This is a genomic window from Pseudoalteromonas sp. BSi20311 (assembly GCF_000239875.1).
Taxonomy (GTDB): Bacteria; Pseudomonadota; Gammaproteobacteria; order Enterobacterales; family Alteromonadaceae; genus Pseudoalteromonas.
Window position 1 is genome coordinate 1 of record NZ_BADU01000134.1, and the last position, 16528, is coordinate 16528.

Genomic DNA, 16528 nt, shown 5'->3' on the forward strand with positions numbered 1-16528 from the left:
CGAACTGATCTTTAAGATCTAGACTATTGAATATAGGATCTCAGCGCGTTTTCATGCTAGAATTTGCGCAATTTTTTTGTACTCGATAAGTAGCACTGTAATGATCTTAGATGATATTCGCATCGTTTTAGTTAATACCTCACATTCTGGCAATATTGGTTCTGCGGCACGCGCCATGAAAACCATGGGATTATCAAAGTTATACCTTGTAGATCCAGCCTGTGAAATAGACAGTCATGCCAGCGCACTGGCTGCAGGTGCTACTGATGTACTTGGTAATGCGGTTATTGTTGATACGGTTGCCGATGCGATTGCTGATTGTGCATTAACGATTGGTACTAGCGCCCGCTCACGTACGTTGTCGTGGCCTATGGTAGAGCCGCGTGAATGTGGTGAAAAGCTTGTTGGCGAAGCCGTAAATGGCCCTGTAGCGCTTGTATTTGGTCGTGAAAACAGTGGTTTAACAAACGAAGAATTACAACTGTGTAATTACCATGTGTGTATTCCTGCTAATCCAGAATACAGCTCGCTAAATTTAGCGATGGCAGTACAAACCTTATGTTATGAAACGCGTATGGCATTTTTAAATCAACAGCCTAAAGCGGAACAGCAAGAAGACGAAACCCTATATCCATCGTCTAAACAAACAGAATTGTTTTACGAACACCTTGAAGACACCTTGTTTAAAACAGGCTTCATCATTAAGCAGCACCCAGGCATGGTAATGACTAAGCTACGTCGTTTGTTTAATCGTGCTCGCCCTGAAGATGCAGAAATGAACATATTACGAGGTATTCTTACCTCAATTAATAAGTCTATAAAATAGCAATTAGTTATAAATAGCGCCCTTTATTGCTCTACTAATACTTGACTAAATTACTCAGGTAATTACAATAGACCCAATACTTGACCAAAACAGTCGGGTATTACAAGTTTTTTAGAACCTAGAACCTAGAACCTAGAACCTAGAACCTAGAATACTTGACTAATCTACTCTGGTAATTAAAATTTGCACTCTTTTGTGCGGGGGGCGTTATGAAGTTAACATCAAAAGGCAGATACGCCGTTACAGCCATGCTGGATGTTGCACTACATGCAAATATAGGCCCTGTAGCGCTTGCAGATATTTCGCAGCGCCAAGAAATTTCTTTGTCTTATCTTGAGCAATTATTTGCCCGTTTACGTAAAAATGGGCTAGTGAGTTCTGTTCGAGGTCCTGGTGGGGGCTATTTACTAGGACGTGAGGCCGATGTAATTTCAGTTGGCGATGTTATCAATGCGGTAGATGAATCTGTTGACGCTACTCGGTGTCAGCGAAGCAATACTGGTTGTCAAAGTGGCATGCGTTGTTTAACCCATACATTGTGGTCAGACTTAAGCGCACGAATTGAAGAATTTTTAAATAATATTACCTTAGCTGAACTGGTTGAAAAGTCGGACGTTAAAGCGGTCGCTCTTCGCCAAGAAAACAGCGTTAATGATGCAATTAAGCAGTTGGAAAATATTCAAGTAAGCTGTCAACTTTAAGGTTGACCTGCAGCGGAGAGAGAAATGAAGTTACCGATTTATTTAGATTACGCAGCAACTACGCCCGTTGACGAACGAGTTGCCAAAGAAATGATGCAGTGCCTGACTATGGACGGTAATTTTGGTAATCCAGCATCGCGTTCACACCGTTTTGGTTGGCAAGCTGAAGAAGTCGTTGACCAAGCACGTACTGACATTGCTGATTTAATTAATGCAGACCCACGTGAAATCGTATTCACATCGGGTGCAACAGAATCAAATAACCTTGCTATTAAAGGTGCAGCTCAGTTTTACAAGAAAAAAGGTAAGCATGTTATTACCGCTAAAACTGAACACAAAGCAGTTATCGACACATGTCGTGAGCTTGAGCGTCAAGGGTTTGAAGTAACCTACATGGACGTTGAAGAAAACGGCCTACTTGATCTGCAAAAATTAGCAGACACCATGCGTGACGACACCGTGCTTGTAAGTATTATGCATGTAAATAACGAGCTAGGTGTAATCCAAGACATCAATACTATTGGTGAAATGTGCCGCGAACGTAAAATTATGTTCCATGTAGATGCAGCACAAAGCGCGGGTAAAGTTTTAATTGACGTGCAACAAACCAAAGTAGATTTTATGTCATTCTCGGCGCACAAAGTATACGGCCCTAAAGGCGTAGGTGCTTTGTATGTTCGTCGTAAACCACGTGCACGTTTAGAAGCACAAATGCACGGTGGCGGCCATGAACGTGGTATGCGTTCTGGTACATTAGCAACTCATCAATTAGTGGGTATGGGCGCAGCATTTAGAATTGCAAAACAAGATTTTGAAAAAGATCACGCACACATCAGTGCGTTGCGTAAACGCCTAATCGACGGCATTTTAACGGATATGGACGAAGTGTACTTTAACGGCACGCAAGACCAATCAGTACCTGGTATTGTCAACATTAGCTTTAACTTTGTTGAAGGTGAGTCGTTATTAATGGCTGTTAAAGATATTGCGGTATCGTCAGGTTCAGCCTGTACATCTGCAAGTTTAGAGCCTTCTTACGTATTACGTGCATTAGGTCGCAACGACGAGCTAGCGCACAGCTCGATTCGTTTTAGTATTGGCCGTTTTACCACCGAAGAAGAGATTGATTACACCGTTGAGCTAATGAAAAACTCGATTGGCCGTTTACGTGAAATGTCTCCTCTTTGGGAAATGCACCAAGAAGGTGTTGATTTAGATTCAGTTGAATGGGCGCACCACTAATTAGTGGAGCCCATACCTAGCAGGTAGTGAGGATAGAATTATGGCTTACAGTGATAAAGTAATCGACCACGTAGAAAACCCACGTAACGTAGGTGCTCTAGATAAAAACGATCCGTCAGTGGCAACGGGTATGGTAGGCGCACCAGCATGTGGTGACGTAATGAAGTTGCAAATTAAAGTGTCAGCAGAAGGCGTGATTGAAGATGCAAAATTCAAAACGTACGGCTGTGGTAGTGCAATTGCTTCATCTTCACTGGTAACAGAGTGGGTTAAAGGCAAAACATTAGACGAAGCTGCAACTATCAAAAACACCGATATCAGCGCAGAGCTAGAATTACCGCCAGTGAAAATTCACTGTTCAATTTTAGCCGAAGATGCAATTCAAGCAGCAATTGCAGATTACAAAAGCAAACATACAAACTAAGAGATATTCATGGCAGTGACATTGACAGATGCGGCAGCAAACCGCGTACAATCATTTTTAGCAAACCGTGGTAAAGGCATTGGCCTGCGAGTTGGCATTAAAACGACGGGCTGTTCAGGTCTTGCTTATGTTCTAGAGTTTGTTGATGAGCTAAACGATGACGATGAAACATTTGCGGCCAAAGGCGTTACTTTAATTGTTGACGCTAAAAGCTTAGTTTATATCGACGGCACTGAGCTCGACTACACTAAAGAAGGCTTAAATGAAGGGTTTAAATTTAATAACCCTAACCAAGCCGATGAGTGTGGCTGTGGCGAAAGCTTTACCGTTTAAGCTCAAACTTGTTTTAAGATATAAATAAGCCCTGCCAGTTAATGTAGGGCTTTGTCATTTGTGAGAAGTTATGCGTTATTTTGAGTTATTTGCAATACCGGTTGACTACAATATTGACTTAGCAATGATCAACAAGCACTACTTAGAACTTCAACGTGCTGTACACCCTGATCGTCATGCTAATGCCAGCAGTCGTGATAAATTAATGGCCGTACAAAGTACCGCTGAAATTAACGACGCATTACAAACACTTAAGCATCCGGTTAAACGTGCAGAATATATGCTGAGCGAGCTGGGCGTTGATATTCGCGCTGAGCAGCAAACACTGCAAGATCCCATGTTCTTGATGCAACAAATGGAACTGCGCGAAGAGCTTGAAGAACTTCCCTCTGCAAGTGATCCAGATATCGCTATTGCTAATTTTGAATCACAAATAAAGCAATTAAAAGCCCAGTATAGCAACGAATTGGCTGAGCAACTTGCAAGCAACGATGAGCAACAATATCAACACGCTGCTGACAACATTCGCAAATTAAAATTTGTATATAAGTTACAAGACGAACTTGAACGCATTGAAGACAGTTTATTTGACGATTAATTACTTGCTGCAAAGCGAGCAACACGAGTTTAAAGAGCATTATGGCATTATTGCAAATTGCTGAGCCGGGGCAGAGCGCGGCACCACATGAACACAAATTAGCCATTGGAATTGATTTAGGCACTACAAATTCATTAGTGGCAACCGTACAAAGCGGCGAAGCACGCACTATTACTGATGAGTCAGGCGAAGCAATGTTACCGTCGGTTGTTCGTTATCAAGCCGGTGGTATTACTGTGGGTAGCGATGCGGCTCAAGCTGCAACACAAGACCCTGCAAATACACTTATTTCGGTAAAGCGTTTTTTAGGTAAAACACAGGCTGAAATAGAGCACAGCTACGGCCAATTACCGTATCAATTTTGTGAAGATAATGGCTCGCTTGCTATTCAAACTGAGGCTGGAAAAGTCAGCCCAGTTAAAGCGTCAAGCCACATATTAGCCGCGTTGAAAGCGCGTGCAGAACAAAGTTTTGGTAATCAAGAAATTTTAGGGGCTGTTATTACCGTTCCTGCGTATTTCGATGATGCTCAGCGTCAAAGTACTAAAGATGCCGCAGAGCTTGCTGGCATTAATGTATTACGCTTGTTAAACGAGCCAACAGCGGCGGCTGTTGCCTATGGTTTAGATTCGGGCCAAGAAGGTATCATTGCCGTTTACGACTTAGGCGGTGGTACATTTGATATTTCTGTTCTTCGTTTACACCAAGGTGTGTTTGAAGTAATGGCAACCGGCGGCGACTCAAGTTTAGGTGGTGACGATTTTGATTCACTACTCGTTGACTACTTTAAGCAGCAAACCGGTGTATCAGCGTTATCACCTTCGGTTTTACGTTTATTTATTAACAAAGCCAAAGCCTGTAAAGAAGCGTTAAGCCAATACGCAAAAGTAAATGTAGGGCTTGAATTTGACGGGCAAAACCACACGGTAGAAGTAACGCGCGAAACATTCGACGAAATGGCGATGCCACTGGTTAAAAAAACACTGCGTTCGTGTCGCCGAGCTGTTAAAGATGCTGGCATTGAAAACGAAGAAGTTTTACAAGTTATTATGGTCGGCGGTTCAACGCGTATGCCACTGGTACGCAGCCAAGTACATAGCTTTTTTGATAAAGAACCGCTAACCTCAATCGACCCTGACCGCGTTGTGGCATTGGGTGCAGCACTGCAAGCAGACGTGCTCATTGGCAATAAGCCAGACTCAGATATGTTATTGCTGGATGTGTTACCGTTGTCGTTAGGCCTTGAGACCATGGGTGGCTTGGTTGAAAAAATCATTCCACGCAATACCACTATTCCAGTTGCACGTGCGCAAGAATTTACTACGTTTAAAGATGGTCAAACGGCTATGTCGTTGCATGTATTACAAGGTGAGCGTGAACTGGTTGACGATTGTCGATCGCTGGCAAAGTTCAGCTTAAAAGGCATTCCACCTATGGCTGCGGGAGCGGCGCATATTCGCGTTACCTTTAAAGTAGATGCTGATGGTTTACTAAGCGTATCAGCCATGGAAAAATCAACCGGCGTTCAAGCAGAAATACAAGTAAAACCGTCGTTTGGTTTGTCTGACGACCAAGTTGCTAATATGCTTAAAGAGTCGATGAGTAACGCTAAAGTCGACATGCAAGCGCGTATGCTTAAAGAGCAACAAGTTGAAGCGCTTCGTGTAATAGAAGCAATGGAAGCCTCTTTAGCAGCTGATGGCGATTTACTTGAGCCTGAGCAACTAGCGGCGCTAAAAGTGGAAATAAACGAACTTGCAAAAGTACGCGAGAGTGCACAAGAGCCAAGCGAAATTAAAGCAGCCATTGAAAAAATGGACAATGCGAGTAGTGATTTTGCCGCGCGTAGAATGGATGCATCAATTAAAAAAGCCTTAACAGGCCAGTCAGTAGACAATATATAAGAGAGATTAGAATGCCACAAATTGTTTTTCTTCCCCATCCGGAGTTGTGTCCTGACGGTGCTGCAATAGAAGCGCCCGCTGGCGAAACGGTACTTGATATCGCGCTTAAAAATGGCATTAGCATTCCTCATGCCTGTGAAAAGTCATGTGCATGTACAACCTGTCACTTAGTGATCCGTGAAGGTTTTGACTCATTAGATGAAAGTGACGACCTAGAAGATGACATGCTAGATAAAGCTTGGGGTTTAGAGCCTGAGTCACGTTTAGGTTGCCAAGCAATCATTAGAGATGAAGACTTAGTGGTTGAAATACCTAAGTACAATCTCAATATCGTTAATGAAGAACACTAGTTTTTAATTAACGACTATTATATTAAAAGCCGCTGTTTGATACAGCGGCTTTTTTGTTTTAGGCGAAGATTTATGCCGCGCAGACAAATCTTTTGTAGACGTAGAGCTTTCTCAAGTTAGCCTTGCAGCGGCTCATTGTTTGATTTTTTAGTGATTTATTCACCACAGAGGGCACAGAGAAAGTGAGCAAAGGCAAAGGTTTAGTGTTATTTACCTTAACCCCTCGGTGTAGCGCGAAGCGCCTTTGTATTCTCTGTGGTGTAAATATTTTGTAGGCGGGGCTTTACGCCGCGCAAATGTGGTTAAAGGTAATAAAATTATGCACAAAGAGGTTAAGAGACGCTGCGCTTTTAGAGGAAGTGACAAAACAATTAATCACTCAGGCTAATGGTTAGTGCTTTCTCATTTTCTTCTCATTCACTTCTCTTTGTGCATATGCTTTTTAAAGCGGTTTTATTCCGCGTTTGTTAGTAATTTTATTTACCACAGAGATTACAGAGTGCGCAGAGGAAGTGAATAAATACAAAGGTTGAAGGTAAAGGGTTACGGGCGGCAGGTAAATTAAAATTAAAAAGTCTTGTAGCGTTAACCACAAGGCTTTTTTAATTTATCGAAGCCCGAAGCTCGAAGCTCGAAGCTCGAAACCCGAAGCCCAAAAACCAAAACCCATTTCGGAGGTATATTTTGAGTGATCTTATTTTTTCAGACTCGTTTATTAACGGTGAATTTTATCAAACCAACTCACGCTTTAGCGTTGATGATCCGGCCACCGAACAAAGTATTGTTGATGTAAGTGATATTGACGAGCAAGGCGTAAAAAATGCCATAACAGCAGCAAAAGGCGCTTTTGTAAAATTAAAAGCCACCAATGCGACCGAGCGAAGTGACACCTTGATGCGTTGGTATGATCTAGTGATAAAGCACAAACAAACCCTTGCTACACTTATGACTAAAGAGCAGGGAAAACCGCTTAAAGAATCGCTTGGTGAAATAGATTATGGCGCCGGTTTTATTAAGTGGTTTGCAGAAGAAGCTAAACGCAGCTACGGCGATGTGATCCCCGCCACCGATAACAGTCATCGTTTAACTAGCTTCAAGCAACCTATTGGCGTGGTAGCAGGTATTACGCCATGGAATTTTCCTGTTGCTATGGTGACTCGAAAAGTCGCGCCGGCTTATGCCGCGGGCTGTAGTTTTATACTCAAGCCTTCTGAGCACACACCATTATGTGCTATCGCTTTAGCTTATTTAGCTGATCAGGCTGGCTTTATTAAAGGTGCATTTAATGTGCTTGTGTCACAAGATGCCAAAAAGGTTGGCAAAATGCTGACAGACTCAGAGGTGGTACGTAAGTTTACTTTTACTGGCTCTACAGGTGTTGGTAGCCAATTACTTAAGCAATGTGCCGACATGGTTAAGCGTACCTCAATGGAATTAGGCGGCAATGCGCCGTTTATCATTTTTGATAATGCGGATCTGGATGATGCGATTGACGGGCTTATGGCGGCTAAATTTAGAAACAGTGGCCAAGCATGTGTAGCCGCAAACCGCATTTTTATTCAGCGTAGTGTTATCGATAAAGTATTGTCGAAAATTACGCCTAAAGTAGCTGCATTAAAAGTAGCCAATGGGTTTGAAGAGGGCGTAGATATTGGCCCGCTAATTTACCCAAAAGCGAAAGATAAAGTGCAGCAGCTTGTGCAAGATGCACTTGATAAAGGCGCAGACCTAATAGGGGATAACAGCAGTTTAGGCGGCAGCTTTCAAAACCCGCTCATTGTTACTAATGTAACGACTGAAATGGATATATACCACGAAGAAGTATTTGGCCCTGTGCTAACGGTCATCCCTTTTGATGAAGAAGCAGAAGTGCTTGCGCTTGCTAATGATGTGCCCTATGGTTTAGCCGCTTATTTTTATAGCCAAGATTTAAAACAAGTTTACCGCATTAGCGAAGGGCTTGAATTTGGAATGATAGGCGTAAATGAAGGGGTAATATCAAACCCCGTTGCTCCGTTTGGTGGGGTAAAACAATCTGGCTTAGGGCGAGAGGGTGGACACCAAGGACTTAATGAATACCTAGAAGAAAAGTACGTGTGTATTAAAATTTAATAGCAATCCGCGATTTTACGCTTAAGGTTCTTAGGCTGTGTTTCGGTAACGTTTGTTTATTACAATAATATGGCGAAATCATGAACTTTTCTTTTTGCTATTGATACAGCAAGGACTAAGTGCTACCTTTGCCACATATTTTTTGTTAATAAAACAACACTAAAAACCAAATAAAAAGTAAAAAAATTTCTATAAGTAGAAATGCCCCCGTGTGTAAATGCCACCATTTGGTGGCATTTTTTTTAGCCCCTTTTTTGGCGAACCTTATCGCTTCGGTCTAAAATTACTCTAACAATTGTAAACATGAACATCGACATGGCCAACGCACTTGGCGTAAATAGCGTGGCAGAAGGCGTTGAAGAAACGGCGCAATTCAATTACTTAAAACAACGTGGCTGCGACTTGTTTCAAGGCTATTTATTTTCAAAGCCACTGCCTATTGCACAGTGGAAAGAACGCCTTTAATAAACGGCAACGGAGCGCGGGCAACGGGCAACGAGTTTCGGGGAACCACCGCGTTTTAATTGTTTTGTAGATACCATCTCTCTTTATAGGCTTCAAGATCGTATTTAACTTTCTTGGATCTTAAACGCTTCTTGATTTTTTATTACACCAAAACATATATGAATGAGTTTACGCATATTGGCGCCAATGATTTGCATCGACGTTTTGCCATTATTCAGCAAGGCTATTTTTTGCTGTTGTATCTTATAATTCCACTGCCCAGCGACTACTGCTGCCATATAAAGTTTACTTCTTATTTTTGAGGGCCCTAGCTTGCTCATAGTTGTACGGCCCTTCATTTTCCCAGACTCATGCAGCCGCGGTATTAAGCCACAGTAGGCAGCAGCTTGCTTAGCTCTGCTGAAATTTTTAGCGGCGAATATATACGTCAGCTCCCGAGACATAACAGGCCCAATACCGGGGATTGTTTCTAGTAACGTTCTATTCTTCTTTAAGTCAGGAAAGCTATTTATGTGACTATCAATATCTGACTTAAGTTTTTTTATCTCATCATCTAGAAAGTTAATCGTTTCTTTTAATGATTGAGTGACTCGCTCAGATGTCGCATTAAACTCACTTGCTTCTAATCGATTCTGCTCTCGTTGTTTATTGGACTCCAATGCATCAAGTCGACGCAGTAAGGCTTTAAGCTCTCTAATTTCCTTTGCTTCAGGTTGCCAGAAGTTAACGGTTGATTGCTTAGCATAACCGTAGCTTGCAAGCATTATCGCATCTGACCTATCTGTTTTATGAACAACATTTAGAGCCTCAGCATATTTTTTTGCTTTGCTAGGGTTAGCGAGAATAATATTGAATCCTTGCTGGTATAAAAAGTACATTAACGGCTCATGGTAAACACCGGTTGGCTCTACCGTGATAACGATTTCCTCAGCTATAGTTTTGGTTGTACTTAAAAGCCATTGCTTAATTTCCCTGAAAGCTAGGTGGTTATTTTTAAATACTTTTGTTTTCTTTTTATTAGTGATTGGATCTCTCAGCCAACATAAATCAACTTTATCTTTACTGATATCAAAACCAATAAACATCATCTCTACTTACTCCCCTTGTACATACAGCATCAACTTAATCTAAGAGTGCTTGGATACCATTCAGTTTGTTGAGAATTGGAAGCTAGGGCTTAATCTACGGCTCAGTATCAAGTACTGGGCGGGGCTACAAGCTCACTAACTTCCGATGTAATAAATGATAGCTAATCATCTATTACAGAGAGATACAAGGCGGGGCTTTACGCCGCGCACATGTAACTTTTTTAAAGATTAAAGGCGAAAGGTTACGAGCGACGTGGCGCGGGTAAATTAAAATTTTTTGTAGACGTAGAGCTTGCTCACGTTAGCCGCAGGGCGGCTTATTGTTATATTTTTTAGTTATTTTATTTACCACAGAGGTAAAGAGAACACAGAGGAAGTGATTAAAGTGACTAGGTGCTAGGACTTATAGCCCGCTATCCGCCCGTGGCTTTTCTCTGTGTAGCGCGTAGCGCCTCGGTGTTCTCTGTGGTAAAAAATATTTTGTAGGCGGGCTTTACGCCGCGCACATATAGCACGGTGTTAGGGTTAAGAGTAGCCCGTTACACGCAGCTCGTGGCTTTTCTCGGTGTATCAAATAGATAAACTATAATTTGATTTTTAATAATGAAGTTATGAATTAACTTTGAATATTACTGAGGATACTTAGAAATAGTGGGGCGATTGACGGGGCTCGAACCCGCGACAACCGGAATCACAATCCGGGGCTCTACCAACTGAGCTACAACCGCCACATACATACACCTTGTTTGGTGTGGCGCGCATAATACATAATATCCCCATGCTTGTGAAGCAAAAAATCAAAAAAATTAAACTTATTTTAAGTATTCTATATTTAAGCTATTGGCAACGGGCAACGGGCAACGGGCAACGGGCAACGGGCAGCTCGAATCCCTAATCCCGCGCAAGATTTTCTTCTCTGCGTAGCGCCCCGGTGTACTCTGTGGTTCAAAATGGTTTGTAGGCGGTGGTTATCCCGCGCATTTTATTAAACCTGCGCGAGGTAAACTCCCGCCTACGGGCATAAAAAAAACCTTGCTATATTAACCGTAAGGTTTTTAAATTCCTCGAACCTTGTAAAACGCTGTTGCAAACACGTATTAAAGATTTACAATACAACAAACAATATCGCTAAACTGCTAAATAACACGATCAGGAGTTAATATGGATTCAATACTCAATTGGCTGAATGAAAATTCAGGCTTAATTTTACACTATGGTATTCAAGCAGTCATAGCGCTTGTTATATTTTTACTGGGTGGACGAATTGCTAAATTTTGTGCAAAGTTAACCGAAAAAGCATTCGACAAGAAAAAAGTAGATAAAGCGGTTTCATCGTTTGTCTCTAGTATTGTATATGCCATTGTATTTGCAGCCACTATTTTAATGGCGCTGTCACAAATTGGCATAGAAACCACGTCATTCATTGCGATTTTAGGTGCGGCAGGTTTAGCCGTTGGCTTAGCACTGCAAGGGTCGTTATCTAACTTTGCGTCAGGCGTATTAATTATTCTACTTCGCCCATTTAAATCAGGTGACTATGTTGAAGCGGGCGGTAAAGCCGGTACGATTAAAAAAATCGAAATATTCTCAACTGAAATGCGCACTCCTGACAACAAAGTAATTGTAATGCCAAATTCAAAAATCATGTCAGATGCAATCATTAACTACTCACGCGAAGCAACTCGCCGCGTTGACCTTGTGATTGGTGTTGGTTACGACGCCGATTTGCGTAAAGCAAAAGAAGTACTTAAATCAGTACTAGATAACGAGCCACGAATTTTAAAAGATCCTGCATATAACGTATCGGTTTCTGAACTTGCAGATTCAAGCGTTAACTTTATTGTGCGCCCGTGGGTTAAGTCAGAAGATTACTGGCCAACATATTGGTCGTTAATGGAAAACATTAAAATAGCGTTAGACGACGCAGACATTACCATTCCATTCCCGCAAATGGATGTTCATTTACATAAGCAAGACTAATTTTTAAAATATTTATTTTATTAAGGCAGCGATCATATGAGATTGGTTAGCATGTGCGCTGCTTTTTTTAATAAGTATACATATTATATTTACAGGGTTATTTTTTAATGAAACTTAAGCTTTTATCAATTTTAGTAGCAGCCTCAGCTACAACCAATGCATTTGCAGCAGAAGAAGAACAAAAAACCTGGGAAGTTACCAGTGAAGTAGGCGCTATTATTACCAGCGGTAATACCGAAACAACCACCCTAAAAGGCGGTATTAAAGTATTACATAACTTAGAAAATTGGAACAACGAGTATAAGTTAGACGGCATCTACAAAGAAGACGAAGTAGAAAACGAAAACGGTACTAAAGAAAAGCAGCGTACTAACGAAAAGTACTCTATTTCAGCGCAGGGTAATTACAAATTAAATGAGAAACACGCTCATTTATTTATTTATGGGTCGCACGTATCTGATTACTTTGGCGCATACCGAAGCGAGTCGGTTATTTCAGCGGGTTATGGTTTACGTTTATTAAACGAGTCAAACATGAAACTAAATGCTGAAATTGGTCCAGGTTATAAGTACTTTAAATACCCAGATGTAAGCGAAGAGGTTGATGAAAACGGCAACTCACTAGCGGGTGAATACGAAGGCGAAGTAATTGCCTTAGGTAAAGTAGATTTTAGCTGGAAAATTTCAGACAACGCCCGTTTTACTCAGTTAGTGTCTGTTGAATATGGTGATACAAACACTAAAACTCGCTCAGAAACCGCACTGCTGACTAAAATTAATGGCTCACTACAAATGAAAGTAGCCTACAATATCACTAATAACTCAGATGTTGCTGACGATAAAGAAGCAACTGATACAGAGACCTCATTAACATTGGTGTATAGCTTTTAACCAATAGCGGTTTTAATAACAATTATGTAATAAAAGAGGCGGTTGCCTCTTTTTTAATTACGCGAAAATGGTGTATAATTCGGGCATTATCGACTGTAGACCTAGGGAAATACCTACTCGTGAACGTTTTTAAACACTTATTTAGTGCTTTAGTATTAATATGTAGCTTTAGTGCATTAGCATTCACCCCGAGTGCGTCGCAAATAGAGCAATTTAAAAAGCTACCAAAGTCTCAGCAGCAGGCATTGGCAAAGCAGTACGGTGTTGATCTATCGGTAATAACTGGGTCAAGCCAATCAAGTAATCAACCTCAAGTTGAAGAACCAACAATCGGCCCTCGTTTAGTACAACAAGAGCAAGCAGCAAAAGCAGAACCATCAAAACAAAACCCTAATACAGTTAAGCCATTTGGTTATGAGCTTTTTGCAGGTGAACCTACTACATTTATGCCTAGCGAAACGTCAGCAGTACCCGATACGTATTTAGTTGGCCGAGGCGATCAGTTATTAATTAACTTTTATGGTAAAGAAAGCGCAAGTTTTGAAGTGATTGTTGACCGTGAAGGCCGCATTAATATTCCCGATTTAAGCCCTGTACAAGTAGCGGGTTTAACGTTCGCTGAAGTTAAAGAATTAATAAAAGTAAAAGTAGAGCAAGAAATTATTGGTGTTAAAGCGTTTGTATCGCTCGGCCAGTTACGCAGCATGCGTATTTTAGTACTTGGCGAAGCATACAAGCCTGGTAGTTATAATGTATCGTCTTTAACTACTGTATCGCATGCATTATTTGTAAGCGGTGGTGTGTCGGATATTGCTTCACTGCGTAACATTCAAGTAAAGCGTGCGGGTAAAGTAGTTGCTAATTTTGATTTGTACGACCTACTTATTCATGGCGATAGCAGTAACGATATAATTTTAAAGCCAGGTGACGTAGTATTTGTACCTTCAGTTGGTGCACAAGTAAAAGTAGAAGGCTTAGTGAAACGCCCAGCTATTTTTGAACTTAAAAAAGGCGAAACGGCGAAAGAATTACTAGCTATGGCTGGCGGCTTAAAACCTGGTGCCTATACTAAAAATGCCGTGGTAGAGCGTTTTAAAAACAACCGCAAAGAAGTACTTACCGTAGACTTTTCTGCTAGCAATATAAATTACATTCCGCAAGACGGCGATCGCATTCGTTTTAACACGGTAAGCGCACAATATAATAACGTTGTAAATTTAGTGGGGGCAGTAGTTCGCCCTGGCAGCTACCAGTGGTATGAAGGTAAGCGCATTTCCGACGTGTTAAAGTCGGTACGTGGTGATCTACTACAACAAGCTGATTTAAGTTATGGCTTAGTAATTCGTGAAATAAATATTAGTGGTGATATAGAAGTGCATCAGTTTGATGTTGCGCAAGCCATTGTAAAAAATGCTAAAAACGACTTAACCCTTAACGCAAACGATAAAATTATTATATTTAGTGAGTTTGAGCAAAAGCAGCAAGAGCAACTTACTTTATCAACTACAGGCTCAGGTACTAAAAAAGATAAATCTATTGAGCAAGCTGCTCAAGATGAAAATAGTAACGATTTAAGCGCTGATAGCTATTCACCATACAGCCGTAATAATTTACTAGCGCCAATAATTAAACAGTTGAAGCAACAAGCTTCAACGAATAAAGCAATACAACTAGTAGAAATTAACGGCAAAGTAAGTCACCCAGGGGTTTACCCTTTAACCGTAAATGGCCGTGTAGCTGACTTAATAACAGCCGCTGGGGGCTTGTTAGAATCGGCTTACACCAAAGAAGCTGAAATAACCCGCATGGTTGATGGCGATGCTTCACAAGTAGAACATGTAAAAATAAATCTTGAACAACTAATAGGTAGTAACGAAAGCAGCCTTGCTTTGCAAAGCAAAGACAGCTTAAATATTTTTGCAATTCCTAACTGGCAAGAAAACGTTAAGGTAACTTTAAAAGGTGAGTTTAAATTTCCGGGCACCTACACCATTCGCCGCGGTGAAACACTTAGTAACTTACTAGAGCGCGCCGGTGGCTTTAGTAATTTTGCAGAGCAAAATGCCGCTATATTTACCCGCTTATCGGTAAAGCAACAAGAGCAGCAACAGCTAGCACGTTTAGCAACAGAGCTGCGCCGTGATGTGGCATCAAAAAGCTTTCAAGACTCAGTCAGCACAAGTGCACTATCGTATGATGAAATGAACAAGTTACTCAATGACCTCGCAAGTGTAGAAGCATTAGGCCGTTTGGTAATAGACCTGCCGCTTATTCAAAATAACCAGCAAACCTTAGTGCTTCAAGATGGTGACACTTTATATGTACCTAGCAAACGCGACTCTATTAGTGTTGTGGGTGAAGTAAACTACTCAACCACCCACCTTTATAAAGCAGGCATAAGTGTTGATGACTACCTAGAACTAAGTGGTGGCTTAAAAGAACGCGCTGACGATGACCGTATTTATATTATTAAAGCCAATGGCGCAGTAAGCATACCTAACTCAGGTAATTGGTTTGCTCCAGGTAATGAGCAAATGCTAGAACCAGGCGACACCATAGTAGTGCCAATGGATGCAGGCCATATGGATAAGCTAACGCTGTGGAGCACTGCAACGCAAATACTTTACCAACTAGGCGTAGCAGTAGCTGCTATAGGCAGCCTGTAATGTAGGGTTATAAGCAACGGGTATCGGGCTGTGGGCTATTAGCTTAGGGCTCGAAACTCGTAGCCAGTGGCTCGCAGCTAAAATGTTTTTTAAAGCGGGGCTTTACGCCGCGCAAAGGTAGCAGCGACTTTATGTCGCGTCTATAGTGATTTTATTCACCACAGAGGGTAAAGAGCAGTTATTAGCTGTCATTTTTCAGCAAGCTTTTTCTCAGTGTAGCGCGCAGCGCCTCGGTGTACTCTGTGGTTCAAAATGATTTTGTAGGCCGGGCTTTACGCCTCGCAAAGGTAGCAGCGACTTTATGTCGCGTTAAAGTGATTTTATTTACCACAGAGGGTAAAGAGAAGCCGTTAGGGATTAAGGAAGTGACGAGTTGCGAGCTTCGGGGTTTAAATAGCCTGTAGGCGGGGCTTTACGCCGCGCAAACTTGTTTCTCAGTGTAGCGCGCAGTGCCTCGCGTGCTCTGTGGTTCAAAATGATTTTGTAGGCCGGGCTTTACGCCCGCAGGTGTTTACTTAAAGATTATGAACCTAGAACCTAGAACCTAGAACCTAGAACCTATTTTTTTATCAGACCGTAGGAACTGCAACCTAGGGGCGGAAGCGTGCCCGAAGGGCTAGACAAGCAAATAGTTTTGCTTTCAAGCTGGAGCGAGAGGAGCTCTGCGACGAACTAGAACGTGGAGCGTGCCTGAAGCTCGAAGCTCGAAACGTCTGTTAGTGATTTTATTCACCACAGAGGGTAAAGAGAACACAGTGGAAGAGATTAAAGGTAAAGGCTTTTATCAATATAAGCTTTTCTTCTCAGTGAAGCGCGCAGCGCCTCGGTGTACTCTGTGGTTCAAAATGGTTTTGTAGACGGGGCTTTATGTCGCGTAAATGTAGCAGCAGGTTTGGTGTTATGAGGAACGAGCTAAGGTTCCTAAAACCTAAAACAATAACTTGACCTA

14 protein-coding genes and 1 tRNA gene are annotated in these 16528 nt (G+C 41.7%); 13 read left to right on the plus strand and 2 right to left on the minus strand.

Features of this window, described 5'->3' with window-relative positions; genetic code table 11:
• The first annotated feature begins 100 nt into the window (after positions 1-100).
• The 10 genes from trmJ (at position 101) to P20311_RS18740 (ending at position 8955) form a co-directional block, all read left to right on the plus strand.
• Positions 101-826, plus strand: a complete 726-nt coding sequence (trmJ, locus tag P20311_RS13795) for a tRNA (cytosine(32)/uridine(32)-2'-O)-methyltransferase TrmJ (RefSeq protein ID WP_008113920.1) — start codon at positions 101-103, stop codon at positions 824-826.
• Positions 827-1035: 209 nt separating this feature from the next.
• Complete coding sequence (gene iscR / locus P20311_RS13800; RefSeq protein ID WP_008113921.1) at positions 1036-1527, plus strand: Fe-S cluster assembly transcriptional regulator IscR; 492 nt, start codon at positions 1036-1038, stop codon at positions 1525-1527.
• Positions 1528-1551: 24 nt separating this feature from the next.
• Complete coding sequence (locus P20311_RS13805) at positions 1552-2769, plus strand: IscS subfamily cysteine desulfurase (protein WP_008113922.1); 1218 nt, start codon at positions 1552-1554, stop codon at positions 2767-2769.
• 40 nt (positions 2770-2809) lie between these two features.
• Positions 2810-3193, plus strand: coding sequence for a Fe-S cluster assembly scaffold IscU (iscU, locus tag P20311_RS13810; protein WP_008113923.1), 384 nt, complete (start codon positions 2810-2812; stop codon positions 3191-3193).
• A gap of 9 nt (positions 3194-3202) precedes the next feature.
• Positions 3203-3526, plus strand: coding sequence for an iron-sulfur cluster assembly protein IscA (gene iscA / locus P20311_RS13815; protein ID WP_008113924.1), 324 nt, complete (start codon positions 3203-3205; stop codon positions 3524-3526).
• A gap of 70 nt (positions 3527-3596) precedes the next feature.
• On the plus strand, positions 3597-4124 hold the full coding sequence (hscB, locus tag P20311_RS13820; protein WP_008113925.1) for a co-chaperone HscB: 528 nt from the start codon (positions 3597-3599) through the stop codon (positions 4122-4124).
• A 41-nt stretch (positions 4125-4165) separates the two neighbouring features.
• On the plus strand, positions 4166-6028 hold the full coding sequence (hscA, locus tag P20311_RS13825) for a Fe-S protein assembly chaperone HscA (RefSeq protein WP_008113927.1): 1863 nt from the start codon (positions 4166-4168) through the stop codon (positions 6026-6028).
• Positions 6029-6039: 11 nt separating this feature from the next.
• Positions 6040-6378, plus strand: a complete 339-nt coding sequence (gene fdx, locus P20311_RS13830) for an ISC system 2Fe-2S type ferredoxin (protein ID WP_008113929.1) — start codon at positions 6040-6042, stop codon at positions 6376-6378.
• Positions 6379-7062: 684 nt separating this feature from the next.
• Positions 7063-8490, plus strand: coding sequence for an NAD-dependent succinate-semialdehyde dehydrogenase (locus tag P20311_RS13835; protein ID WP_008113931.1), 1428 nt, complete (start codon positions 7063-7065; stop codon positions 8488-8490).
• Positions 8491-8772: 282 nt separating this feature from the next.
• On the plus strand, positions 8773-8955 hold the full coding sequence (locus P20311_RS18740) for an EAL domain-containing protein (protein ID WP_370587344.1): 183 nt from the start codon (positions 8773-8775) through the stop codon (positions 8953-8955).
• Positions 8956-9059: 104 nt separating this feature from the next.
• Here P20311_RS18740 and P20311_RS13845 read toward each other — a convergent pair whose 3' ends face one another.
• Positions 9060-10043, minus strand: coding sequence for an IS110 family transposase (locus tag P20311_RS13845; RefSeq protein ID WP_008113936.1), 984 nt, complete (start codon positions 10041-10043; stop codon positions 9060-9062).
• A 652-nt stretch (positions 10044-10695) separates the two neighbouring features.
• Positions 10696-10771, minus strand: a tRNA-His gene (locus tag P20311_RS13850).
• A gap of 433 nt (positions 10772-11204) precedes the next feature.
• On the opposite strand from P20311_RS13850, the gene P20311_RS13855 reads away from it, so the two are divergent.
• The 3 genes from P20311_RS13855 (at position 11205) to P20311_RS13865 (ending at position 15579) form a co-directional block, all read left to right on the plus strand.
• The gene (locus P20311_RS13855) at positions 11205-12023 is read left to right on the plus strand and encodes a mechanosensitive ion channel family protein (RefSeq protein ID WP_008113937.1); all 819 of its coding nucleotides are present in this window, start codon (positions 11205-11207) and stop codon (positions 12021-12023) included.
• A gap of 107 nt (positions 12024-12130) precedes the next feature.
• A complete protein-coding gene (locus tag P20311_RS13860) occupies positions 12131-12913 on the plus strand; it encodes a YdiY family protein (protein ID WP_008113939.1) in 783 nt (260 codons plus the stop codon).
• A gap of 119 nt (positions 12914-13032) precedes the next feature.
• Positions 13033-15579, plus strand: a complete 2547-nt coding sequence (locus P20311_RS13865; RefSeq protein WP_008113940.1) for an SLBB domain-containing protein — start codon at positions 13033-13035, stop codon at positions 15577-15579.
• Positions 15580-16528: the final 949 nt, after the last annotated feature.